General features: G+C 65.4%; 19 protein-coding genes. 3 read left to right on the top strand and 16 right to left on the bottom strand.

The window, feature by feature from the left end:
• Positions 1–5 precede the first annotated feature (5 nt).
• From rplW to ACYU98_RS06270, 5 genes are all read right to left on the bottom strand, one after another.
• Positions 6–317 (bottom strand): 50S ribosomal protein L23, encoded by a 312-nt coding sequence (gene rplW, locus ACYU98_RS06290; protein WP_460467331.1) that lies wholly within the window; start codon positions 315–317, stop codon positions 6–8.
• Positions 314–1297, bottom strand: coding sequence for a 50S ribosomal protein L4, sunset domain variant (gene rplD / locus ACYU98_RS06285; RefSeq protein ID WP_460467330.1), 984 nt, complete (start codon positions 1295–1297; stop codon positions 314–316). Before rplD ends, rplW begins: the two co-directional genes overlap by 4 nt.
• A gap of 5 nt (positions 1298–1302) precedes the next feature.
• Positions 1303–1956, bottom strand: a complete 654-nt coding sequence (gene rplC, locus ACYU98_RS06280) for a 50S ribosomal protein L3 (RefSeq protein WP_460467329.1) — start codon at positions 1954–1956, stop codon at positions 1303–1305.
• Positions 1957–1974: 18 nt separating this feature from the next.
• Complete coding sequence (gene rpsJ / locus ACYU98_RS06275) at positions 1975–2283, bottom strand: 30S ribosomal protein S10 (protein WP_006946210.1); 309 nt, start codon at positions 2281–2283, stop codon at positions 1975–1977.
• 318 nt (positions 2284–2601) lie between these two features.
• Positions 2602–3261: a FadR/GntR family transcriptional regulator gene (locus ACYU98_RS06270; RefSeq protein WP_460467328.1), complete on the bottom strand. Its 660-nt coding sequence runs from the start codon at positions 3259–3261 to the stop codon at positions 2602–2604.
• A 53-nt stretch (positions 3262–3314) separates the two neighbouring features.
• Between ACYU98_RS06270 and ACYU98_RS06265 the strand changes: the two genes are divergently transcribed.
• Entirely contained in the window at positions 3315–4517 is a 1203-nt protein-coding gene (locus ACYU98_RS06265) for an MFS transporter (RefSeq protein WP_460467327.1), read from the top strand.
• A gap of 77 nt (positions 4518–4594) precedes the next feature.
• Here ACYU98_RS06265 and ACYU98_RS06260 read toward each other — a convergent pair whose 3' ends face one another.
• From ACYU98_RS06260 to rpsL, 11 genes are all read right to left on the bottom strand, one after another.
• On the bottom strand, positions 4595–5458 hold the full coding sequence (locus ACYU98_RS06260) for a hypothetical protein (RefSeq protein ID WP_460467326.1): 864 nt from the start codon (positions 5456–5458) through the stop codon (positions 4595–4597).
• 139 nt (positions 5459–5597) lie between these two features.
• A complete protein-coding gene (gene ppsA, locus ACYU98_RS06255) occupies positions 5598–7967 on the bottom strand; it encodes a phosphoenolpyruvate synthase (protein ID WP_460467325.1) in 2370 nt (789 codons plus the stop codon).
• Positions 7968–7992: 25 nt separating this feature from the next.
• The gene (locus tag ACYU98_RS06250) at positions 7993–8823 is read right to left on the bottom strand and encodes a pyruvate, water dikinase regulatory protein (RefSeq protein WP_460467324.1); all 831 of its coding nucleotides are present in this window, start codon (positions 8821–8823) and stop codon (positions 7993–7995) included.
• Positions 8824–8965: 142 nt separating this feature from the next.
• Entirely contained in the window at positions 8966–10222 is a 1257-nt protein-coding gene (locus tag ACYU98_RS06245; protein ID WP_460467419.1) for an aminotransferase class I/II-fold pyridoxal phosphate-dependent enzyme, read from the bottom strand.
• A 52-nt stretch (positions 10223–10274) separates the two neighbouring features.
• On the bottom strand, positions 10275–12608 hold the full coding sequence (locus ACYU98_RS06240) for a hypothetical protein (protein WP_460467323.1): 2334 nt from the start codon (positions 12606–12608) through the stop codon (positions 10275–10277).
• Positions 12605–13579 (bottom strand): glycosyltransferase, encoded by a 975-nt coding sequence (locus ACYU98_RS06235; protein WP_460467322.1) that lies wholly within the window; start codon positions 13577–13579, stop codon positions 12605–12607. The genes ACYU98_RS06240 and ACYU98_RS06235 overlap by 4 nt, the downstream gene beginning before the upstream one ends.
• Entirely contained in the window at positions 13576–15858 is a 2283-nt protein-coding gene (locus ACYU98_RS06230; RefSeq protein ID WP_460467321.1) for a hypothetical protein, read from the bottom strand. The genes ACYU98_RS06235 and ACYU98_RS06230 overlap by 4 nt, the downstream gene beginning before the upstream one ends.
• Positions 15859–15978: 120 nt before the next feature.
• Positions 15979–17175, bottom strand: coding sequence for an elongation factor Tu (tuf, locus tag ACYU98_RS06225; RefSeq protein ID WP_460467320.1), 1197 nt, complete (start codon positions 17173–17175; stop codon positions 15979–15981).
• A 102-nt stretch (positions 17176–17277) separates the two neighbouring features.
• Positions 17278–19392: an elongation factor G gene (fusA, locus tag ACYU98_RS06220; protein WP_460467319.1), complete on the bottom strand. Its 2115-nt coding sequence runs from the start codon at positions 19390–19392 to the stop codon at positions 17278–17280.
• A gap of 99 nt (positions 19393–19491) precedes the next feature.
• Entirely contained in the window at positions 19492–19962 is a 471-nt protein-coding gene (gene rpsG, locus ACYU98_RS06215) for a 30S ribosomal protein S7 (protein ID WP_460467318.1), read from the bottom strand.
• Positions 19962–20336, bottom strand: a complete 375-nt coding sequence (rpsL, locus tag ACYU98_RS06210; protein ID WP_460467317.1) for a 30S ribosomal protein S12 — start codon at positions 20334–20336, stop codon at positions 19962–19964. The genes rpsG and rpsL overlap by 1 nt, the downstream gene beginning before the upstream one ends.
• A gap of 512 nt (positions 20337–20848) precedes the next feature.
• Between rpsL and ACYU98_RS06205 the strand changes: the two genes are divergently transcribed.
• Both ACYU98_RS06205 and ACYU98_RS06200 read left to right on the top strand, forming a co-directional pair.
• Entirely contained in the window at positions 20849–22258 is a 1410-nt protein-coding gene (locus tag ACYU98_RS06205) for a tyrosine-protein kinase domain-containing protein (RefSeq protein ID WP_460467316.1), read from the top strand.
• Between the two features lies 1 nt (position 22259).
• A complete protein-coding gene (locus ACYU98_RS06200) occupies positions 22260–24095 on the top strand; it encodes a polysaccharide biosynthesis protein (RefSeq protein ID WP_460467315.1) in 1836 nt (611 codons plus the stop codon).
• Positions 24096–24098: the final 3 nt, after the last annotated feature.

The following is a 24098-nucleotide window of genomic DNA, read 5'->3' as shown; positions in this document are numbered from 1 at the left end:
GTCGTTCAGCTCGCCGAGCCGAAGATGTCGATGGAGCCTTCACGCAGGGAGACGATGGCGCGCTTGGTGTTCTTGCGCTTGCCCAACCCGAGACGGGTGCGGCGTGTCTTGCCCTGACGGTTCAGCGTGTGGACCGAGGCGACCTTCACATCGAAGATCTGCTCGATGGCGAGCTTGATCTCGCTCTTGTTGGAGCGGGGGTCCACGATGAACGTGTACTTGCCCTCGTCCAGCAGCGTGTACGACTTCTCGGTCAGCACCGGCGCGACGATGACGTCGTGCGGGTCCTTGCCAACCTGGAACGAAGTAGTGCTCACTTGTCGTCCTCCTTCGCCTGCTGGGCCTTCGCGCCACCGGCCGGTTCGAAGCCGGCCGCGGCAGCAGCCTCGCCGGTGGTGAACCAGACCTCAGCGACGGTCGCGTCAAACCAACGCGAACCCGGCACGTGGTACTTCATCGAGTCCTTGTTGCCCTTGACGACGAACGTGTCGGCGTCGGGGCTCGAGCCATCCTCCAGCGGAGCGGCCGAGTCGGCGCCGAAGCCACCGTCGACCAGCGTCGCCTTGGAGTCAGCCTTGGGGGCTTCAGCCTTGACGGTCTCGGTCTTGACGGTCTCGGTCTTCACAGTCTCGGTCTTGACCGAAGCGGCAGCCTTGTCGAGCTTGGCAGCCTGGGTCGGACCGGCCAGGAAGCTCTCCAGAGCAGCCTGGGTGAAGACGATGTCGTCGGCGCAGAGCACGTCGTAGGTGTTCAGCTGGTCGGCGAACAACGAGTGCACGTCGGCCAGGTTGCGCACCGAGAGGTTGCCAACGCTGTCGTCGCGGCTCATCACCACGAGCAGGTTCTTGCGCTCGGACAGACCGCTCAGCAGCTGGCCGGCCGCCTTGGTCGACGGGGTTGCACCCTCGACCAGGCTGGACAGCACGTGGATGCGGCCGTGACGCGCCCGGTCAGACAGGGCACCGCGCAGGGCGGCTGCCTTCATCTTCTTGGGGGTGCGCTGGCTGTAGTCACGCGGCTGCGGGCCGTGGACAACGCCACCACCAGCGAACTGCGGGGCGCGGGTCGAACCCTGACGGGCGCGGCCGGTTCCCTTCTGACGGTAAGGCTTGCGACCACCACCGCGGACTTCGCCGCGGGTCTTGGTCGAGTGGGTCCCCTGGCGGGCAGCCGCCAGCTGGGCCACAACGACCTGGTGGATCAGCGGAACGTTGGTAACAACGTCGAAGATCTCGGCGGGGAGCTCAACAGAGCCCGACGTCGAGCCGGACGGAGTCAACACATCAACGGAAGTCATTGGAGTCAGGCTCCCTTCGCAGCGGTGCGAACCAGAACGATGCGGCCGCGAGCGCCGGGGACGGCGCCCTTGACGAGCAGCAGGCCCTTCTCGGCGTCCACTGCGTGGATCGTGAGGTTCTGGGTGGTCTGGCGATCGCCGCCCATACGGCCGGCCATGCGCATGCCCTTGAAGACACGGCCCGGGGTGGCGCAGCCACCGATCGAGCCCGGCTTGCGGTGGTTCTTGTGGGAACCGTGGCTGGAGCTCACGCCGTGGAAGCCGTGACGCTTCATCACACCCGCGAAACCCTTGCCCTTGGTGCGGCCGACAACGTCGATCACCTGTCCGGCCTCAAAGGCCTCCACGGTGATCTCCTGGCCGAGCTCGTAGCTCGCCGCGTCGCTGGTGCGGATCTCGACGAGGTGACGGCGCGGCGTAACGCCGGCCTTCTCGAAGTGACCGGTCAGCGGCTTGTTGACCTTGCGCGGGTCGATGGCGCCGTAAGCGATCTGAACGGCGTGGTAGCCGTCCTGGTCGCCACGGACCTGCGACACCACGCAGGGGCCGGCCTGGATGACGGTGACCGGAACGAGCTTGTTGTTCTCGTCCCAGACCTGCGTCATGCCCAGCTTTTCGCCGAGCACGCCCGTGACGGAGCGCTCAGTTGTTGCAGTCATGGTGAGTCACTCCGCCTTTCAGAGCTTGATTTCGATGTTGACGTCAGCCGGGAGGTCGAGTCGCATGAGCGAGTCCACCGCCTTCGGCGTCGGGTCAACAATGTCGATGAGGCGCTTGTGTGTGCGCATCTCGAAGTGCTCGCGGCTGTCCTTGTACTTGTGCGGCGAACGGATGACGCAGAAGACATTCTTCTCCGTCGGGAGCGGCACAGGGCCAACCACCGTTGCGCCGGCACGAGTCACTGTGTCGACAATCTTGCGCGCCGAGCTGTCGATGACCTCGTGGTCATACGACTTCAGCCGGATGCGGATCTTCTGTCCCGCCATCTGTCGCGTCCCTCTCGCCGTACTCTTCTATATCTGTCAATTGGCCGCCCCTTACGGGATCCGGCTCCGACCCCCGCGGTCGGGTGTGTCGCCTGTGCTTCGCAGCACAGCGCACTGGTTTTCACCGAGTCGCGGGTGTGAGCCGGTCCGGAAGGACCGGGGCTTGTGCTGTTTCGACCGGACGAGAACGCCGTGGTTTCAACTCGATTCCGCATTTCTCCCGGGTTGGACCGGTCGAACTGATGCGTCATCGCGCAGCAAGCAACTTGTCTATAGTGCCATGACCCCGGCGGACGCACCAAATCGAAGCGAGTGGCGCTACGAACGCTCCTGCAGGATGGCGCCCAAGAACGCTCGAGCCGCGTTGCTCGCACCCTCGGGGTCTCGACCAACGATCGCCTCGACGAGCGCTTCATGCTGATCGTCGTACGTGCTGGGCAGTTCGGTGACGTTCTCGGTGATCGCCGACTCGAGCATCCCGGCGAGGGAGTCGTAGACCGACACCAGCAGCGGGTTTCCGCTAGCTCGTACGACGGCCCGGTGCAGTGCGAGGTCCGCCGCGGCGAGCGCGGGCGGGTCGTCGGCGACCGTCTGGCGCAGCCGCACCGCTTCCGTCAGCTCGACGGCGGCCTCGTCCGTACGGCGTCGGGCGGCCAGGTCGGCCGCGACCACGTCGATGGCGAGCCGCAGCTCGAGGCAGTTGCGGTGGTCGGCCGCGGTGAGCCGGGAGTTGATGGCCTCGCCAACTTCGCTGTCGGAGATGACGTAGGTGCCCGACCCCTGCCGCCGCTCCAGCAGGCCGACCTGAACCAACGCGCCCACGGCCTCACGGATGGTGTTGCGTGAGGCGCCGAGTTCCTCGACCAGCCGAGGCTCGGTCGGGATGCGGGAACCGACCGGCCAGACTCCGCCGGTGATCTTCGCGCGCAGGACGGCGATGACCTGGTCGAGCAGGCCGGCGCGGCGCAGTTGAGTCACAGGCCCAGCTTACGCGGCTTTCTAAATTCATCCCATGATCCTATGATTCACCGGTGACGACGACTGTGCGCCCGACCCGTGACTCGACCCTGCTGGTGCTGCTGGTCGCAGTGGTGCTGAGCGCGTTCTCGCTGCGCACCGCGGTCACCTCTATTACTCCGTTGCTCGACGAGGTGTCCGCCGACGTTCGTTTCGGCAGCACCGTCGCCGGGGTGCTCGGGATGGTGCCGACCTTGATGTTCAGCGCCGCCGGCATCCTCACCCCGCGGCTCATTCGCCGATTCGGCCTGGAACACGTCGCGCTGGCCTCGATGGTTCTGGCCGGCCTCGGCCTGCTGACCCGCAGCTTCTCGACGAACGTGCCGGCGTTGCTGCTGACCTCCGCCTGCGCGCTGGCCGGCATGGGCATCGGCAACGTGGTCATCCCGCCGGTCATCCAGCGCTTCTTCCCCGAGCGGGTCGCGGCGCTGAGCACTGCCTACATCACCGTCTTGCAACTCGGCACCCTCATTCCGCCGCTTGTCGCGGTCCCGCTGGCGAACGCCCACGGATGGCGAGTCTCGTTGGGGATCTGGGCAATTGCGGCCGCGGCCGCGCTGGCTCCGTGGTTGATCGTCATCCTGCGTCAGCGCGAAAGTGACCCCCGCGTGGTGCTCGCCCCGAGCCACGGCGGCGGCCGCGTCTCCCGCTCCCCCGTCGCGTGGGCCCTCGCGCTCATGTTCGGCGCGACCTCCTTGAACACGTACGCGATGTTCACCTGGCTGCCGAAGATCCTCACCGAGGCGGGACACAACGCGGCGTACGGCGGAACCATGCTTTCGCTCTTCGCGGGCATGGGTCTGGTGTCGTCGCTGTTCGCGCCGCAGCTCGCGGCCCGGCTCTCCAGCCCCGCGCCGATCGTGATCGGTTCGGTGGTGGCCTTCACGGTCGGCTACAGCGGTCTGTTCTGGGCGCCCGGATCGGCAACTCTGCTCTGGGTCATCGCGGCCGGGCTCGGCCCGACCACTTTCCCGCTGGCACTCACCTTGATCAACCTGCGTACCCGGACCGCGGCCGGCTCCTCCGCGCTCTCCGGTTTCGTGCAAGGACTCGGCTATCTGCTGGCTTGCGCGGGCCCGGTGGTCTTCGGGGTCCTGCACGACCGTACGGGTGGCTGGGGTGTGCCCTTCGGCTTCCTCGCCGTGACCGTCGTGGTGGTGTTGGTGGCCGGTTTGCGAGTGAGCCGGCCGCAGATGCTCGAGGACACCTGGCGCTGACGCCCGGGGGAATCTGCGCCCCTCGGCCACATCCGCCCGTCCTATAGGCCGAGCAGATGTCGATAACCCGCGCGGATTTATGCGGCCATCGCCAACGCGGCCCGAACCTTCGCCGCTGCCCGGCCATTGAACAGGTCAGCCCAAGTCAGGCGTACGACCATCCAGCCCAGCGAGCGGATACGGTCCTCCCGTTTCTTCTCCTCCCACAGAGCCTCGGGTTTGGCGTATTTGAGCTTGCCGTCGAACTCGATCAACAGTCGGCTGCCGCTCACCCGGAAGTCGGTGCGATAGCCCTGCCCGCTCTGCGTCCACTTGGCGCTGCCGGGTACTGCGAACTGCGCCTCGAGATCAATCCCGGCTTCGCGCAGGCGCATCGCTGCGAGGGTCTCCCCCGCTGATTCGTGGCGCCCGTCGGCCCGCTGAAGAAGTTGCGCGACCTTGGCTGCGCCGGTGGCGGACCGACTTGCCAGAGCGGCCCGCTCCAACTGCTCCCGGTTGATGAGCTGGCGGTGCAAGGCGTCATCGCCGGCCACCAACCCGGCCTCGAGGTCACCGGACGCCAGCTGCACCACGGTCGTTGCGAGGTGTTCGACGCCATCGACCGGATCTAGTCGCCTCGCCGCGGCGTGCAGATGGAAGCCCAGGGCCCGTTTCGATCGACCCCTCCCGAGCCGGCAGAGGTGGACCGTGGAGAGATCCTCGTTGTGCAGCGCCAACCCGTGGCGCAGCGCAGCGGAGCCGTAGCCGGCCACCGCTCGACCGTCGTAGTCAGCCAGGAAGGTGTCGAGCAGTCGGAGGTGTCGGTCCTGCTCGCCGGCGACTGGCCGGGTCAGGAACCAGCCGCGACGCAGCCGCACCCACGACTCATCGGCGACCAGTCGTTCGATGTCTCGCTCGCTCAGGCCACGCAGCTCGGCCTGGCGACGGGTGATCGGTTCCATCCGCCCACCATGGCGGCGCCGCGGGGGGCGTGGACCGGCGTACGGACATCTGTGGAAAAGGATCCGCGCGGGTTATCTACATTTGCGCGCCCTATAAGACGAGCAGATGTCGATAACCCGCGCGAATTTCGTACGGAGGTCAGTCCTTCTTCGCCAACGCCAACCAGGTCTCCACGACCGTGTCGGGGTTCAGCGACATCGACTCGATGCCCTGGTCGAGCAACCACTGCGCCAGATCCGGGTGGTCCGAGGGGCCCTGGCCACAGATGCCGACGTATTTGCCCGCGTCGCGGCAGGCCTTGATCGCCATCGACAGCATCGCCTTGACCGCGGGATCACGCTCGTCGAAAGAGCCGGCGACCAGCGAGGAGTCGCGGTCGAGGCCGAGGGTCAGCTGGGTCATGTCGTTCGAGCCGATCGAGAACCCGTCGAAGTGCTCCAGGAACTGGTCGGCGATGACGGCGTTCGAGGGAACCTCACACATCATCACGACCTGCAGGCCGTTCTCGCCGCGCTTGAGGCCGTTGGCCGCGAGCAGGTCGATGACACCCTTGGCCTCTTCGACCGTACGGACGAACGGGATCATCACCTTGAGGTTGGTCAGACCCATGTCCTCGCGGACGTAGCGCAGCGCCTCGCACTCCATTTCGAAGCACTCACGGAAGTCCTCCGACAGGTATCGGGCCGCGCCGCGGTAGCCGATCATCGGGTTCTCTTCGTGCGGCTCGTACTTCTCGCCACCGAGCAGACCGGCGTACTCGTTGGACTTGAAGTCCGACATGCGCACGATCACCGGTTCGGGCGCGAACGCCGCGGCCAGCATCGAGACACCCTCGGCAACGCGCTTGACGAAGAACTCGCGCGGGCTGTCATAAGCCGCGATCAGCTCGGTGACCTGCTCCTTGACGGCCGGCTCCTGGTCCTCCAGGTGAAGCAGCGCCTTGGGGTGGATCCCGATCTGGCGGTTGATGATGAACTCCAGCCGCGCCAGACCGATGCCCTTGTTCGGCAGCCGGGAGAACTCGAAGGCCTGGTCGGGGGTGCCGACGTTCATCATGATCTTGACCGGGAGCTCGGGCATCTCATCGAGCGCGGTGGTGCTGACCTCGAAGTCGACCTTGCCGTCGTAGACGAACCCGGTGTCACCCTCGGCGCAGGAGACGGTGACCTCCTGGCCCTCCTCGAGAACCGAGGTGGCCTTGCCGGTTCCGACGACGGCCGGGATGCCCAGCTCGCGGGCGATGATCGCCGCGTGGCAGGTGCGGCCGCCACGGTTGGTGACGATCGCGCTGGCCTTCTTCATGATCGGTTCCCAGTCGGGGTCGGTCATGTCGGCGACGAGCACCTCACCGGCCTTGAACTGCGCCATGTCGTCGATCGACTTCAGGCTGCGTACGGCGCCGGCACCGATCTTCTGTCCGATCGCGCGGCCTTCGATCGCCACGGGGCCGCTGCCCTTCATCCGGTAGCGCTCCAGCTTGGAGCCGGATTCGCGCGACTTGACCGTCTCGGGGCGAGCCTGAACGACGTAGATCAGACCGTCGTCGCCGTCCTTGACCCACTCGATGTCCATCGGACGGCCGTAGTGTTCGGCGATCTTGACCGCGTGGCGAGCCAGTTCCTCGACGTCGGCGTCGGTGATCGAGAACTTCGCCGAATCGGCCGGGTCGACCTCAACGGTCTCGATGGTGCGGCCGACCGACTTGTCGGCGGTGTAGACCATCTTGATGGCCTTGCTGCCGACCCCGCGCTTGAGGATTGCCGGCTTGCCGGCGGCGAGCGCCGGCTTGTAGACGTAGAACTCATCGGGGTTGACCGCGCCCTGCACGACTGCTTCGCCCAGGCCGTACGACGAGGTGATGAAGACGGTGTCCTTGAAGCCGGACTCGGTGTCGATGGTGAACATCACACCGGCCGAGCCGATGTCGGAACGGACCATCCGCTGAACGCCGGCCGATAGCGCGACGACCGCGTGGTCGAAGTTGTTGTGAACGCGGTAGGCGATCGCGCGGTCGTTGTAGAGCGAGGCGAACACGAGCTTGATCGCGTGGAGGATGTTCTCGATGCCGTGGATGTTCAGGAAGGTCTCCTGCTGCCCGGCGAACGAGGCGTCGGGCAGGTCCTCGGCGGTGGCGCTGGAGCGTACGGCCCAGCTCACGTCGTCGCCGTGGTCGCCGACCAACTTGATGTAGGCGTCGCGGATCTCCTGCTCGAGGTCGGCCGGGAACGGCTGGTCCTCGACCGCCTGGCGGATCTCGGCGCCGACCTTCGCCAGTTCGCGTACGTCGTCGACGTCGAGCGTGGTCAGCATGCCGTCGATCCGCTTGGCCAGACCGGACTCGATCAAGAAGCGACGGTAGGCGTCGGCGGTGGTGGCGAAGCCGGTGGGAACTCGCACGCCGGCCTTCGAGAGGTGCTGCACCATCTCGCCCAGTGAGGCGTTCTTTCCGCCGACTTTCTCGACATCGTTGATGCCGAGGTCCTCGAACCATTCAATGTTGCTGCTCATGGCGTCCTTCCGGGCGTAATGCGAATCAGTGAGCGGTGTTGAGTTTCAGGGTCTGCATGATGATCGCGGCCATCTCCTCGATCGACATCGAGGCGGAGTTGATGAACGGGATCCGGTGCGTACGGAACATGGATTCCGCGCGCCGCAGTTCGTAGAGGCATTGCGCCTGGGATGAGTAGCGCGAGTTGGGGCGGCGTTCGCCGCGCACCTGACTCAGCCTGCTCGGGGTGGAGACGATGCCGAAGCATTTGTCGGCATGGTCGCGTACGGGCCCGGGGAGGTCGCCGGAGTCGTAGTCCTCGTCGACCAGCGGGTAGTTCGCGACAAAAAGACTGTGTTGCAACGCTAGATACATCGTGGTCGGCGTCTTGCCGCAGCGCGAGGGGGCGAGCAGGATCACCTGGGCCTTGTCGATCGCCCGCAGGCTGGCTCCGTCGTCATGCTCCAGCGCGTATTCGACGGCCTTCATCCGGGAGTCGTAACGCACCTGGTCGGTGACGGCGTGGGCGGAAACTGCACTGTGGGCGGCGTTGCGGTGGAGCACCTGCTCGACCTCGGAAAGCTGCGAACCGAAGAGGTCGATGAAGGCGCAGGTGGTCTTCATCAGCTCGGCGCGGATCGCCTCGTCGGCGACGGTCGAGAAGACCAGCGGGGTGATGGTGTCGGTCTTGGCTGCTTCGAGCATCTCGACAACCTGCTGGGCCCCGGAGACGGAGGTGATGAACGGAACCTTTTGCCGCACGACGGCGACGTCGGGAAACTGGGCCAAGATCAGGTTGCCCAGAGTTTCAGCGGAAATTCCGGTGCCCCCGGCCAAAAAGAACGCCGGCACAGCCTCGGCGGTCAGGTCCGTCATGACCGTAACAATCCCACACCCGCGGTGAGCCGCGTCACCAACCCTGTTTGTCAATACATGCGATGTCTTACCCAGCGTCACAATTCGGGAGCTTGGGTGGGCTCGCGTCGCGGTCCGCCGCGAGCCCACCAGCCGAGCGTCGTCAGTGCTTCGAGAGGTACTCCCCCGCCGCCAGCAACACACAGGTGGCGACGCCGTCCATCGCGACCTCGACCTCTTCCAGCGGCGGCATGGTCGGGGCGAGGCGGATGTTCTCGTCGTGCGGGTCGTTGCCGAGCGGGAAGCTGGCGCCGGCCGGGGTCAACGCAATGCCGGCCTCTTTAGCCAGCTCGACAACCCGCGAGGCGGTTCCGGGCAACACGTCGAGGTTCACGAAGTAGCCACCGATCGGCTTGCTCCAGTGGGCCACGTCGTGTTCGGCCAGCCGGCCGGTGAGGATGCGCTCGACCGCAGCGAACTTGGGGCCGATGATCGCGGCGTGCTTGCGCATGTGGGCGCGCACCCCGTCGGCGTCACCGAAGAACTGCGCGTGGCGCAGCTGGTTGACCTTGTCGGGGCCGATCGATCCGATGGCGAGGTGCTTCAGATACCAGTCGAGGTTCTCGGTGGAGGCCGCCAGGAAGGCAACGCCCGCGCCGGCATAGGTGATCTTCGACGTCGAAGCGAACAGCACCGGGCGGTTCGGGTGTCCCGAGGCCGAGGCCAGCGAAATGATGTCGACGCTCTTGGTTTCGACGTCGGTCAGGTGGTGCAGCGCGTAGGCGTTGTCCCAGAAGATCTTGAAGTCCGGCGCCGCAGTCGGCATCGCCACCAGCTTCGCGGCGACCTCCTGGCTCACCGTCTGGCCGCTCGGGTTGGCATAGGTCGGCACGATCCAGATGCCCTTGATGGACGCATCGTCCTTGACCAGCGCAGCCACCGCGTCGGCGTCGGGACCGTCATCGAGCATCGGAACGGTCACCATCTCGATGCCGAAAGACGCCAGCAGGGCGAAGTGCCGGTCATAGCCGGGAACGGGGCAGACGAACTTGATCGTCTCCTCCTGGCTCCAGGGGCGCTCGCTGTCGACAGCGCCGTGCAGCAGCGCGTCGACGAGCACCTGATGCATGAGGGTCAGGCTCGAATTGCCTTGCGCCGTCAGCTGCTTCACGTCAACGCCGAGCAGTTCGGCGAAGATCTCGCGCAGCTCCAGCAGACCCATCAGGCCGCCGTAATTGCGGGTGTCGGTGCCGTCAGCCGCCTTCGTGGTGGTCGGCAACGCCAGCAGGCCATCGGACAGATCCAGCTGCGCCGAGGACGGCTTGCCACGAGTGACGTCCAGCTTCAGCCCGCGCGCCTTGAGTTCGTCGTACGCGGTCTTCTGCGTGAGCATGAAAGCAGCAAGTTCGTCGGCGGGCATGTCGGCGATGGACACGGGTGGGCTCCTGAGGGAAAGGGTGCGGTTGCCGCGCCTATTTTCGCAGAGCCGCGTCGTCGTCGGCGACGCTGGTCGCATCTCGGGAACCGGCTGCAGCCGGACGCTTGCGCCGGCGCCAGAAGAGCACCATGTCGGCGAGCATCCAGGCGATGACGAGGAACGACCCGACGGTCGCTGCCACGAAGAACTTCGGCAGGTAGGAGAACTCGATGGTGGACCGTCCGGCCGGAACGGGCACCGTCTGGAACAGGCCCGAGTTGTCGCCCACGGTGACCGAGCGGTTGCCGAAGTCGGCGGTCCAGCCGGGGGTCGCCACCGCGCGGCGGGTCAGGGTGTCGGCGGCGCTGCAGTTCACGGTCACCGCGAAGTAGGTCTGCTGCTGCACTGCGCAGTGACCTCCGGCGCTGCTGTAGTAGGGCTTGGCGGCCGCGTCCTTCCAGATCTCGACCTTCGAGTCGCTATAGGCAAGCGACAGACCGAGCTTCGAGGTCGTGGCGGGGTCGCCGACGCCGCGGGTCATCACCACATATTCGACGCTCGCGTCGCGGAAGTGCTGCTGCTGTTGGCCGTAGGCGACCAGCAGCGTCTGCTGGATCTTCTTCGGGAAGTTGAACGGCACGATCTCGTACGGCCAGAACGCGCGAGCCGTTCCCTGCGCGCCCGGGGTGCCCTTCTTCGGAGTCAGCTGCTGGCTGACGAAATCGCTGTACTTCTTCGGCACCGGCAGGTCATTGGCGTTCAGTTGGGCGATCCCGAAGTAGGACCCGTAATTCGCCTGGATCGGACCGAGCGTGTAGAAGCGGGAGGTGCCGAGATGCTGCTGCAGGAAGCGCACCGGGCCCAGGTTCACCGGCCGCTCCGGGCTGGCCGACAGCTGTGGCACCGCGTAGGTGCCGCTGGAGTCCACGACCACGAACGCCGCGGCGATCAGTCCCACGGCCGCGATCCGCCGCCCCCCGAACCGGGTCAGCAGCAGGGCCACGACGACCACCAGGCAGGCCAGCACAGTCCAGGTGAGGTAGACCTTCGACCAACGGCTGTGGGTGAACAGCCCGTTGCGATAGCAATAGGCAACGGCGGCGATGCCATAGACCCCACCGACCGCGGTGGCCAGCGCGACCCATCGGCCGCGCAAGCGCCCGCCGACCAACTCATCCAGCCCGTACGCCGCCAGCAGGGCGACCGCGAACATCACCACGGGCAGCGCGTATTTGAGGCCGAGCATCCCGGAGAACCCGGGAACGTGATTGAGCACCGTCTTGGCGGGGCCGAAGCCGTACATGTTCAAAACGAAGAGCAGGAACGCGAGCCCGGTGAGGACCTTCAGCGCGCGGTGCCGCGCACCCATCAACCCGACGATCGCCAGGATGACTGCCGGGAGGGTGACGTAGCCGGCTTGGGTGCCGCCGATCCCCGGCAGACCCATCGGGGCCGCGATGTATTTGAGCGCGAGGGTCGGGATGAAGCTCTTTGCATAGGACGCGTTGTTGACCGGGCCGCTGTGATAGCCGACGTAGCCGAAGCCGAGGAAGTGCAGGAACGCCACCAGAACGGGCAGCGCGATGAGCACCCCGGCGAGGGTGGCCAGCGCCACGTGGCCGAGGAAGGCCCGGCGCCGCTGCGGCAGCATGAAGGTGCGGACCAGCGCCCAGGCGCCGATGAACAGACCCTGCACGTAGGCGGTCTCCGGGAAGCCGGAGAAGAGCATCAGCGCCATCGCCCAGGCGGTGACCCAGAAGCCGAGCCGCGAACGTTTCCCACCCGCGGTGAAGATCAGTTCGACGCCCAGCAGCGCGAGCGGCAGGAACGCGATCGGGTTGAACGGCGCGTTGGTCATCACCGAGAACGACCCGTTCAGCGCGAACAGGCAGGCACCGGTGGTGGCGCCGATCCAGCCGATGTTCAGGCGGCGCAGCAGCAGGAGGGTGCTGAAGCCGGCGATCAGTTCGAGGCCGAGGTGAAGCCAGAAGATGCCGTTGGGCAGCAGCTGCAACAGGACCAGCGGCAGGAAGAGCGCGGCCGATTGCATCTCGCCGGCCAGTGGTTGCCCGAGGCCTTCGTAGACGTTCCAGAGCGGCACGTTTCCGTGGCTCCACATCTGGGCCGCGAGGTGGCCGAGCGCCTGAGCGGTCCAGCCGTCGTTCGCGTCGAGGGTGTGTGGGCCGTGGCCGATGCCGATGGCAGCGCCGGAGACACCGCGAACCGGCGAGCCGAGGCCCGAGTGGTAGAGCAGCGGGTCGTTGCTGCGGATGCCGAGCAGGTAGCTCGCGTTGGCCAGCAGAACCACCAAGAACACCACGCCCGAGGCAATGCCGGCCGGTGTTCGCGCGACCCTCGCCCGGGCGGCCGCGACGCGCGTCGAACTCATCGTGCCGAGCGGCCCGACCACGTAACGGAAGGTAAGCGCAGGTAGGACAGTCGAGCCGTCTCCTGCCGCAACCGCATGATGCCGTTCAGCACCAGTCCGACGATGATGCTCAGCATGCCGATGAGCACCAGGCCGGTGGCCAGAATCGCGGTCGGGAATCGCGGCACCTGATTGGTGTCGAGGTAGGTCAGGAACAGCGGGAAGCCGAGGATGATCGCGATCAGCCAGAAGAAGGCCCCGATGATCGAGAAGAACGCCAGCGGCCGTTCGTACTGCACCAGCTGAGCGATCAGGCGCAGGATGCGGAATCCGTCGTGATAGGTGCGCAGCTTGGACTCACTGCCCGCGGGGCGGTCCTTGAATCCGACGGGGACTTCGACCTGCGGGATGCGCAGGTTCACCGCGTGAACGGTCAGCTCGGTTTCGATCTCGAACTCGCGCGACAGAGCGGGGAACGACTTCACGAAGCGGTGCGAGAACACTCGGTAGCCCGACAGCATGTCGTTGACTTCTTCACCGAACAGCTTGCCGATCAGCCGGTTGAACATCCGGTTGCCGGCCGCGTGGCCCGGGCGGTAGGCGGAGGTGTCGGAGTCTTCGGTGCGAACGCCGAGGACGTGGTCGTACGGTCCGGACAACAGCGTCTCGATCATCTTCGGCGCCGCGGCGGCGTCGTAGGTGTCGTCGCCGTCGATCATCAGATAGACGTCGGCCTCGATGTCGGAGAAGGCGCGGCGGACCACGTTGCCCTTGCCCTTGCGCGGCTCGTGACGCACCACCGCGCCCGCCTCAGCGGCGACCTGCGCGGTGTTGTCGGAGGAGTTGTTGTCGTAGACGTAGACGACCATTCCGGGCACTGCTGCGAGCAGGTCCTTGACGACCGTGCCGACGGCGACTTCCTCGTTGTAGCAGGGAACGATGGCCGCGATTTTCAGTCCGGGAAAGGCAGCTCCGACAGGTGCATCAGTCACGAGCGGAACCCTAACAGCGAACCCTGGTTTCCCCGGCGACGACGCACCAGCAGCCAGCAACAGTCCGCGACCATGAGCAACAGCACCCCCACCGAGACCGCGACGGCCTCAGCGAACATCCGCGGCCGGTAGTCGAAGCTGATCCGCGAGTGGCCGGCCGGGACGACCAGGCTCTGAAAGTAGTCAGTTCCGCTGGGGATCTTGACCGTCCGGTTGTTGATCGTTGCGCTCCAACCCGGCGTCGACAGCGAAGTGCGCTGCAGGACAGTGGCTTTGGTGCAGTTGAGGGTCACCGCGGTGTAGCTCTGCTGCTCGACCCGGCAGGCATTGCCGGCGGTTGTGTAATACGGCGTCGCCCGCGCGTCGCGCCAGATCTCCGCCTTGTGGTCGGCGAACACCCGCACTAGTCCGTAGCGCGCGCCGTCTGTGGGCTGCGCGACACCAGGGGACATCACCAGATATTGCACCGACGCCTCACGGAAGTAGCGCTGTTGCTGGCCGTAGGCCGCCAGCAGGCGTTTCTGGGTCGCGACCGGGAAATTCAGCGGGGCGAGTTCGTAGGAAATGAAGGCTCGCCCGACTCCGTTGCCCCCCGGCCGCACCTGGTGGGGTTTGAGGCGGCTCAGCAGATAACTGCTGTAGCGCCGGGGCACCGGCAGGTCGTTGGCGTTGATCTGGGCGATGCCGAAGTACGACCCATAGTTGGGCTGGATCGGGCCGAGCGAGTAGAAGCGGGAGGTGCCGAGGTGGGTTTGCAGGTAGTGCACCGGGGCGAGGTCGACCGGTCGCTGCGGGCTGGCCGACAGCTGCGGGACGGCGTAGGTCGCGCCGGCATCCACGGCCAGCAACCCGACCGCAAAGACTGCGACCAGGCCGGCGCGCGCTGGTTTGGCCCGTACGAGCAGCATCGCCGCAACCAGCAGCGCGCAGATCAACACGCTCCAGGCGACGAACACGATCGTCCAGTGCACATGCTTTAGGTCGCCCTTGCCGTGCAGATAGATCAAACCGCTGATGACATACGCCGCCGCGGCCAGCGCGGCCAGCGCCACCCGGCGACCTCGTACGTCGGCCCGGCGCAGGTCGTCGATGCCATAGGCCGCCAGCACCGCGACGCTGAACTCGATCAGGACGAGCGCGTATTTGTAACCGAGGATGCCGCTCATTCCCGGGATGAGGTTCAACAAGACCTTGATGGGGCCGAAGCCGTACATATTCAGAACGAAGACGAAGAACACCACGACCGCGGTGATCCGCAGCGCACGGTGGCGGCGGCCGCAAAGCGCGCCGACGAACGCGACGAGCAACGCCGACAGCGTCACGTAGCCGGCTTGGCCCGAGCCGATCGGGCTCAGGTAGAGCGCGCCGGTGATGTATTTCAGGCCGAGGGTGTAGCTGAACCTGACGTCGTAGGACAGGTTGTTCACGGCCGTGTTGTGATACGAAACCACGCCGAAGTTCAGGAAGTGCAGGAACGCGACCAGAACCGGAGCGGCGATCAGAACACCGGCCACTCCCCCGGCAGCCACCTGCAGGACGAACCGAAGTCGAGCCGTTCGGCGGAGCATCCCCAGACGCACCAAACTCCAGACGCCGACGAACAGCGCCTCGAGATAGGCAGTCTCGGGAAAGCCGGCAAACAGCATGGCGGCGATGGCCAACGCGATCACCCAGAGGCCGGCTCGTGAACGGGTTGAGCGCGCCACCAGTTCGACGCCCCAGAGCGCGACCGGCAGAAACGCGATCGGGTTGAACGGGGCGTTGGTCATCACCGAGAACGCGCCGTTGACCGCGAACAGGCAGCCGCCAGCTGCGGCGGCTGCCCAGCTGAGACGCAGGGAGCGCAGGAAGAGCAGGGTGCCGATGCCGGCGACCAGTTCGAGCGCGAGATGCATCGCGAAGATGCCGTTGGGCAGCAGTTGCAGGAGCGCGAACGGCAGGAAGAACGCCGCCGACTGCATCTCACCGGCCAGGGGCTGGCCGAGCCCTTCGTACGGGTTCCAGAGCGGAACGTTCCCATGCGCCCACATCTGCGCGGCGGCGCGGCCCAATGCCTGCGCGGTCCAGCCCTCGTTGGCGTCGATGGTGTGTGGTGCGTGGCCGTATTGGAAGGCCAGGTTCGTGACACCACGGGCCGGCGAACCGAGGCCGGAGTCGTAGAGCAGTGGATCGTTGCTGCGAATCCCGAAGAGATAGATCGCATTGGCCAGAATGATCGTCCCCACGATCGCCACAACGGCCAGAACCTGAGGCGAACGCAACCGTTGCATTGCACGCATAAAAAAACCCCCTGAGTCGACGGGATCCTAACTCAAGAGGAAGTTCCTGAACGAACGAAGCCTCCCACCTGAAAATCAGGCGGGAGGCTTCGGTTACTTCAGTGCCCTAGCGGGCAACGATCACTTCGTGATGGTGACGACGCGACCGGCGCCGACGGTGCGGCCACCCTCGCGGATCGCGAAACGCAGACCCTCGTCCATGGCGATCGGAGCAATGAGCTCGACCGACATTTCGGTGTTGTCACCGGGCATGACCATCTCGGTGCCTTCCGGCAGCTTCACGACACCCGTGACGTCCGTCGTACGGAAGTAGAACTGCGGACGGTAGTTGTCGTAGAACGGCGTGTGACGGCCACCTTCGTCCTTCGAGAGGATGTAGACCGAAGCCTCGAAGTTGGTGTGCGGGGTGGTCGTGCCGGGCTTGGCAATGACCTGACCGCGCTCAACGTCCTCACGCTTGATGCCGCGCAGCAGGAGGGCGGCGTTGTCGCCGGCCTGGCCGCTGTCCAGCATCTTGTTGAACATCTCGATGGAGGTCACGGTGGTCTTCGGGGCAACGCCCGGCTTCAGACCAACGATCTCGACCTCTTCGTTGATGTTCAGGACGCCGCGCTCGATACGACCGGTGACGACGGTTCCACGACCGGTGATCGTGAAGACGTCCTCAACGGGCATCAGGAACGGCTTGTCGGTGTCGCGCTCCGGCTCCGGAATGGCCTCGTCGACCGCATCCATGAGCTCGAGAACGGTCTTGCCCCACTCCTCGTCGCCCTCGAGCGCCTTCAGCGCCGAGACCTTGACGACCGGGAGGTCGTCGCCGGGGAACTCGTAAGCCGACAGCAGCTCGCGGACCTCCATCTCGACGAGTTCGAGGATTTCCTCGTCGTCGACCATGTCGGCCTTGTTGAGCGCCACGACGATGTAGGGAACGCCGACCTGGCGGGCCAGGAGGACGTGCTCCTTCGTCTGCGGCATCGGGCCGTCAGTGGCGGCGACGACCAGGATCGCACCGTCCATCTGAGCCGCACCGGTGATCATGTTCTTCACGTAGTCAGCGTGACCGGGGCAGTCGACGTGAGCGTAGTGACGCTTCTCGGTCTGGTACTCGATGTGCGCGATCGAGATGGTGATACCGCGCTGCTTTTCTTCGGGAGCCTTGTCGATCTCGTCGAACGCGAAAGCGGGGTTCACGTCCGGGAACTTGTCGTGCAGCACCTTCGAGATCGCAGCCGTCAGCGTCGTCTTACCGTGGTCAATGTGACCAATGGTGCCGATGTTGACGTGCGGCTTGGTCCGCTCAAACTTGGCCTTAGCCACTGCGAGTCCTCCTGTTGGACTTGATTTGCTGACGCCGGGGCGGCGTCGGTTGGTTATTGGTGGAAACTAGCGGGTCAACCGATCAGGGAACAAATCCCTGAATCACTCGCCCCGGACCTTCTTGATGATCTCTTCCGCGACGTTCCGGGGAACCTCGGCGTAGGAGTCGAACTGCATCGTGTAGTTCGCACGACCCTGGGTCTTGGACCGCAGGTCGCCGACATACCCGAACATCTCGCTCAGCGGAACCAGGGCCTTGACGACCTTCGCACCACTGATGTCCTCCATGGCCTGAATCTGGCCACGGCGGCTGTTGAGGTCGCCGATGACGTCGCCCATGTAGTCCTCGGGCGTGCGCACCTCAACGGCCATCATCGGTTCGAGCAGCGCGGGGTCCGCCTTGCGAGCGGCCTCCTTGAATGCCATCGAACCGGCGATCTTGAACGCCATCTCCGAGGAGTCGACGTCGTGGTAGGCACCATCGAGCAGGGTGGCCTTCACGCCGACCAGCGGGTAGCCGGCGAGGATGCCGAGCTGCATCGCTTCCTGGATACCGTGGTCGACCGACGGGATGTATTCGCGCGGGACGCGACCACCGGTGACGGCGTTCTCGAACTCGTAGAGCTCGCCCTCGGAAGTGTCCAGCGGAGCCAGCGCGATCTGGATCTTCGCGAACTGACCCGAACCACCGGTCTGCTTCTTGTGGGTGTAGTCGAACTTCTCGACCGCGCGGCGAATGGTTTCGCGGTAGGCAACCTGGGGCGCGCCCACGTTGGCCTCAACCTTGAACTCACGCTTCATCCGGTCAACCAGGATGTCGAGGTGGAGCTCGCCCATACCGCCGATGACGGTCTGGCCAGTTTCCTCGTTCAGGCTGACCGTGAACGTCGGGTCTTCCTGCGCGAGCTTCTGGATGGCTGTTCCCAGCTTCTCCTGGTCGCTCTTAGTCTTCGGCTCGATGGCCACGTGGATGACCGGCTCCGGGAACGTCATCGACTCCAGAACGATCTGGTCGTTGGGGTCGCAGAGCGTGTCACCGGTGGTGGTGTCCTTCAGACCGATCGCGGCGTAGATGTGACCCGCCACGGCCTCTTCGACCGGGTTCTCCTTGTTGGCGTGCATCTGGAAGAGCTTGCCAACGCGCTCCTTGCGACCCTTGGTCGAGTTGACGACCGCCGAGCCCGCCGCGATGCGGCCGGAGTAGACGCGGATGAAGGTCAGCGAACCGAAGAACGGGTGGCTGGCGATCTTGAAGGCCAGCGCGGAGAACGGAGCGTCCTTGCTGGGCTCGCGGGTGATCTCCTGGTCCTCGTGGTTCGGCTTGTGGCCGATCATCGGGGGAACGTCCAGCGGGCTGGGCAGGTAGTCGACAACGGCGTCGAGCATCGGCTGCACACCGCGGTTCTTGAACGCGGAGCCACAGAGCATCGGGTAGAGCTCGGAGGTGACCGTGAGCTTGCGGATCGCGCCCTTGATCTCGGCGACCGTCAGCTCGCCACCGTCGAGGTACTTCTCCATCAGCGCGTCGTCAGCTTCGGCGACCCGCTCGACCAGAGCCTGGCGGTATTCGTCGGCCTTGGCCTGGAGGTCGGCCGGGATCTCCTGGACTTCGTACTTCGCGCCCATGGTGACGTCACCCTTGGAGTCACCCGGCCAAACCAGCGCACGCATCTCGACCAGGTCGACGACGCCGACGAAGTCGTTCTCGGAGCCGATCGGCAGCTGGAGCACCAGCGGCTCCGCGCCCAGGCGGTCCTTGACCGTCTGCACGGTGAAGTAGAAGTCGGCGCCCATCTTGTCCATCTTGTTGACGAACGCGATGCGGGGAACGTCGTACTTGTCGGCCTGGCGCCAGACAGTCTCGGACTGCGGCTCCACACCTTCCTTGCCGTCGAAGACAGCAACGGCGCCGTCGAGGACGCGCAGCGAACGCTCCACCTCGACGGTGAAGTCGACGTGGCCCGGGGTGTCGATGATGTTGATCTGGTTGCCGTCCCAGAAGGAGGTCACAGCAGCGGAGGTGATCGTGATGCCACGCTCCTTCTCCTGCTCCATCCAGTCGGTGGTCGAGGCACCGTCGTGGGTCTCGCCGATCTTGTGGTTGACGCCGGTGTAGAACAGGATTCGCTCGGTCGTCGTCGTCTTGCCGGCGTCGATGTGCGCCATGATGCCGATGTTGCGGACCTTGTTCAGGTCGGTCAGCACGTCCTGTGCCACGGTGTCTGCCTCGTCTCGTGAAAGTTCAGTGGTTGTTGTCCCGGGTGACCGGGGCGGTGTCGCGTGCGGAGCGGGCGAACCCGCCCCGCACGCGAAAGATCACCAGCGGTAGTGCGCGAAGGCGCGGTTCGACTCGGCCATCTTGTGGGTGTCCTCGCGACGCTTCACCGCGGCGCCGAGGCCGTTGGATGCATCGAGGATTTCGTTCATCAGACGCTCGGTCATGGTCTTCTCACGACGCTGACGGCTGTAGCCGACGAGCCAGCGCATCGACAGCGTGGTCGCACGACCCGGCTTCACCTCGACCGGAACCTGGTAGGTCGCGCCACCGACACGGCGGGACTTGACCTCAAGGCTCGGCTTGATGTTGTCGAGAGCGCGCTTCAACAGCACGACCGGGTCGGTGCCCGACTTGTCGCGGCAGCCTTCGAGGGCGCCGTAGACGATGCGCTCAGCGGTGGACTTCTTGCCGTCCATCAGGATCTTGTTGACGAGCTGGGTCACGACCGGCGATCCGTAGACCGGGTCGACGACGAGCGGACGCTTGGGAGCAGGGCCCTTACGAGGCATTACTTCTTCTCCTTCTTCGCGCCGTAACGGGAACGAGCCTGGTTGCGACCCTTGACACCCTGGGTGTCGAGCGCGCCGCGGATGATCTTGTAACGCACACCGGGGAGGTCCTTCACACGACCGCCACGCACGAGCACGATCGAGTGCTCCTGCAGGTTGTGGCCGACGCCCGGGATGTAAGCGGTGACCTCGATGCCCGAGGTCAAACGCACGCGCGCAACCTTGCGCAGCGCCGAGTTCGGCTTCTTCGGGGTCGTGGTGTAGACGCGGGTGCAAACACCGCGTCGCTGGGGGCTGCCCTTAAGTGCCGGCGTGGTGACCTTGGTGGTCTTGTCCTGCCGACCCTTACGGACGAGCTGGTTGATAGTAGGCAACCTGTTGTCTCCGTCTGAGTTCGAATGTCTTGTCGTCCGGCGTGAGCCGAACTCCTTGGAATACCGGCGCCGCGCGACCCCCGAGTTCGGGTGTGTCGTGCCGGTGCTCTCCCCCGCACTTCCACACTCCTGTGGCTGCCCGGCGAGAGCGATGTGGTGGGCCTGGTGTTTCGACGCCGGCCGGAGAGCCAGGGTCAAGGGCAGGGCAGAGCCCACGCACAGTCGTCAAGACTACCGGCCGCAAGGAACGCGACCAAATCACGCGCGTACGGCCGCCGAGGCCTCACCGCTGGTTGAACCGCCGCGAGGGTTGATTGAGCCGCCGCGAGGAACGAGCAGCGTGTCGAAACCCCACGAGCAGAACGACGCTCACCCCCAAACCCGCCCAACCTTGCGCCCAGGTAAAGCCAAGGTAAAGCGCCAGCGCAAATTGGACGCTCCCCCGTAGGGGTAGGTAACGTCACGCGGGTTGTCCCAATTCTGGGAGTTCAGATCGTCATCGAGAGGCACCAGTGGATCTGCAAAGTTACCTCCGAGTTCTTCGGAAGCGCTGGCGCACCGTCGCTGTCACAACGTTGGTTTTCGTGGCTCTCGCGGCACTGATGACGCTGCTGACTCCCAAGACGTATCAGTCGAAGGTCGAGTTCTTCGTGTCGACGTCAGACGCCTCCGGCAACGCCCAGCTCGCGCAGGGCAGCACCTTCACCCAGGCCCGGGTGAAGTCCTACACCCAGCTGCTCACCGCGCCGAAGGTGCTCGGCCCGGTCGCGAAGAAGGTGGGCGGCGGCGCAACAGCGAAGTCGCTGGCGACCAAGGTCGCCTCCTCGGTTCCGCCCGACACCGTGTTGATCGACGTCTTGGTGACTGACAGCAAGCCGGAGCGAGCCCAGCAGATCGCTGCGCAAATCGGAAGCCAGTTCCCCGGAACGGTGCAGGACCTCGAGCGCGTGTCGGCCAGCCAGCCCAGCCCCGTCAAAGTCACCGTGGTGCAGGACCCCACCGTCAACACTGCACCGGTCAACCCCAAGCCGACCCGCAACATCGCCCTCGGGCTCGTCCTTGGCTTGCTGCTCGGTCTCGGACTTGCGGTGTTGCGTGAGCGTTTCGACAACCGGGTGCGCTCTCAGGAAGACGTCGAGACCGTCACCGACCTGTCGGTCCTGGGCGGCATTCCGTTTGATTCGGACGCGCCGAACCACCCGCTGATCGTCCAGGCCGACCCCCACTCGTCCCGCAGCGAGGCCTTCCGGTCGTTGCGCACGAATCTGCAGTTCGTCAATGCAGCCAAGCACCCTCGGGTGATCGTGATGACCTCCTCGCTGGCTGGTGAGGGCAAGACCACCACCACCGCCAACTTGGCGCTCACCTTGGCCGAGTCGGGCGCGAAAGTCGTGTTGATCGAAGGCGACCTGCGTCGCCCCCGCCTCCTTCGCTACCTCGGCATGGAGGGCGCCGTCGGCCTCACCGACGTGTTGATCGAGCGCGCTGAACTGAAGGACGTCGTGCAGCGCTTCGGCGAACACGATCTCGGCGTGATCGGTGCAGGCCAGATCCCCCCGAACCCCAGTGAGTTGCTGGGGTCGGAGGCATTGCGAGCGGTGCTCGAGGAGCTCAAGACCCACTTCGACTACGTGATCATTGATGCGCCGCCGCTACTGCCGGTGACAGACGCAGCGATCCTAGGGGCGATCTGCGACGGGACTGTTCTCGTTGCGGCCAGCGGTGAGATCACGGGTGACCAACTGGAGACGGCCCTCGACTCGCTTGAGCGGGTCAACGCCACGACGCTCGGCATCGTGCTGAACAAGGTCCCGCGCAAGCGCGGGGGTCGCTACTACGACTACCGCTACCAATATGCCCCCGAAGACCTCAGCACCTCGCGCAAGGACCGTCGCCTGATCGGCAGGAAGGCCGACGCCTGACATGAACGGACTCAAGGGGGGTCGCTCCCACCGCGAGTGGCTGGTGCAACTCGGATGGGCGGCCATTGATTCGTCCATCGTTGTGATCGGGGTCTACCTAGCCGCGTGGATCCGGTTCGACCTCAACATCCGGGATGCCAATGTTGGCATTCTGGCGAAGTTCGCCGCGCTCGCGATCGTGGTGCACCTTATTGGCGGCTTCCTGGTTGGCCCCTACCGAGTGGGCCACAAACGCGGCTCCTTCGAGGAGACCGCCGATGTCGCCCGTGGCGGGCTCTTCAGCATCATCGTGCTCGCGATGGCGATTTTGCCGTTCCACTGGCTCGCGATTCCGCGGAGCCTGCCCTTCACCGCCCCGTTCTTCGCCGTCGGCGGTATGTTCGCCATCCGTTTCATCATCCGCTCCTACCGTTGGGGGCAGACCGCCGCGCCCGACGACAGCGTGCCCGTGATTGTCTACGGTGCGGGTGATGGTGGTCGCCAGTTGATCCGTGCGCTGCAAACCGAACGCAACGCTGAGCAGCCCTACGCGCCCGTTGCCGTCCTCGACGACGACCCCCGTAAGCGCCGGCTGAAGATCGACGGCGTGCGCATCCGCGGCAACGGCTCTCGGCTGAAGGAAGTCGCGCAGCAGACCGGTGCCCAAAAGGTGGTGCTTGCGATCCCTTCGGCCCCTGCCGAGACGATCACAGCCGTGCGTGACGCCGCCCGTCGGGCCAACCTTGACCTGCTGGTCATGCCACGCCTCGACAGTTTGCTCGGCAAGCCGAGCGCCGCCGATCTGCGCCGGCTCAACCTCGAAGACCTGCTCGGCCGCGGGCGCGTCGAGCTCGACACCGACGCGATCATGAAGGCGGTCACCGGCAAGCGGGTGCTCGTCACTGGGGCCGGCGGTTCGATCGGGTCGGAGCTTTGCCGCCAACTGCAGAAGTTCTCGCCCGCCAAGCTGGTCCTCCTCGACCGCGATGAATCGGCGCTGCACGCCGCTCAGATGAGCATGACGGGTCGAGCCCTCCTCGACGACGGAACGCTCGCGCTGTGTGATATTCGCGACCCGGAGGCGCTACGCGGCGTCTTTGCGCGGGAGCAACCCGAGGTCGTCTTCCATGCGGCTGCGCTCAAGCACTTGACCCTGCTGGAGCAATACCCGCTCGAGGGCTGGAAGTCGAACGTGCTCGGCACGCTCAACGTGTTGACTGCGGCGCATGCCGTCAGCGTGCAGACCTTCGTCAATATCTCCACCGACAAAGCCGCCAACCCCTCGTGCGTGTTGGGCTACAGCAAGCGCCTCGCCGAACGACTCACCGCCGGATTTGCCTCGCTCGACAGCGGCACTTACGTCAGCGTGCGTTTCGGGAATGTGCTCGGCTCGCGCGGCTCGGTGATCACCGCCTTCACCGCCCAGATCGAACGCGGTGGCCCGGTCACCATCACTCACCCCGACGTCGAGCGCTACTTCATGCTCATCCCCGAGGCCTGCCAGTTGGTGCTCCAAGCGGCTGCGATCGGCAAGGACGGAGAGGTGATGGTTCTCGAGATGGGCACCCCGATGAAGATCGTCGAGATGGCAAAGACCCTCATCGACCTCTCTGGCAAGCAAGACGTCGACATCGTTTACACCGGCCTGCGGCCGGGCGAGAAGATGAGCGAAGAACTCTTCACTCCCGGTGAAGACATCCAGAAGTCAGCCCACCCGCTCGTCAACCACGTCGAGGTGCCCTCGATCGAGCAGTCGATCGTGCGGTCGGCCAGCCTTGGTGAGCCGGGCGAAGCCTTCCTCTGGATGCTGCGCGAGAGCGGTGGCCACACCGACCCATCCCTTCACCCCGAAATTTGATTG

This window comes from Calidifontibacter terrae, assembly GCF_054778835.1.
The sequence above is the reverse complement of the archived record's forward strand: the minus strand, read 5'-3'. Positions and strand labels throughout refer to the sequence as shown.

Coding starts and splice junctions, on each gene's coding strand:
- rplD (WP_460467330.1), bottom strand. CDS start 1,297: ATGACTTCCGTTGATGTGTTGACTCCGTCCGGCTCGACGTCGGGCTCT.
- rplC (WP_460467329.1), bottom strand. CDS start 1,956: ATGACTGCAACAACTGAGCGCTCCGTCACGGGCGTGCTCGGCGAAAAG.
- rpsJ (WP_006946210.1), bottom strand. CDS start 2,283: ATGGCGGGACAGAAGATCCGCATCCGGCTGAAGTCGTATGACCACGAG.
- ACYU98_RS06260 (WP_460467326.1), bottom strand. CDS start 5,458: ATGGAACCGATCACCCGTCGCCAGGCCGAGCTGCGTGGCCTGAGCGAG.
- ppsA (WP_460467325.1), bottom strand. CDS start 7,967: ATGAGCAGCAACATTGAATGGTTCGAGGACCTCGGCATCAACGATGTC.
- ACYU98_RS06250 (WP_460467324.1), bottom strand. CDS start 8,823: ATGACGGACCTGACCGCCGAGGCTGTGCCGGCGTTCTTTTTGGCCGGG.
- ACYU98_RS06245 (WP_460467419.1), bottom strand. CDS start 10,222: ATGCCCGCCGACGAACTTGCTGCTTTCATGCTCACGCAGAAGACCGCG.
- ACYU98_RS06240 (WP_460467323.1), bottom strand. CDS start 12,608: ATGAGTTCGACGCGCGTCGCGGCCGCCCGGGCGAGGGTCGCGCGAACA.
- ACYU98_RS06230 (WP_460467321.1), bottom strand. CDS start 15,858: ATGCGTGCAATGCAACGGTTGCGTTCGCCTCAGGTTCTGGCCGTTGTG.
- rpsG (WP_460467318.1), bottom strand. CDS start 19,962: ATGCCTCGTAAGGGCCCTGCTCCCAAGCGTCCGCTCGTCGTCGACCCG.
- ACYU98_RS06200 (WP_460467315.1), top strand. CDS start 22,260: ATGAACGGACTCAAGGGGGGTCGCTCCCACCGCGAGTGGCTGGTGCAA.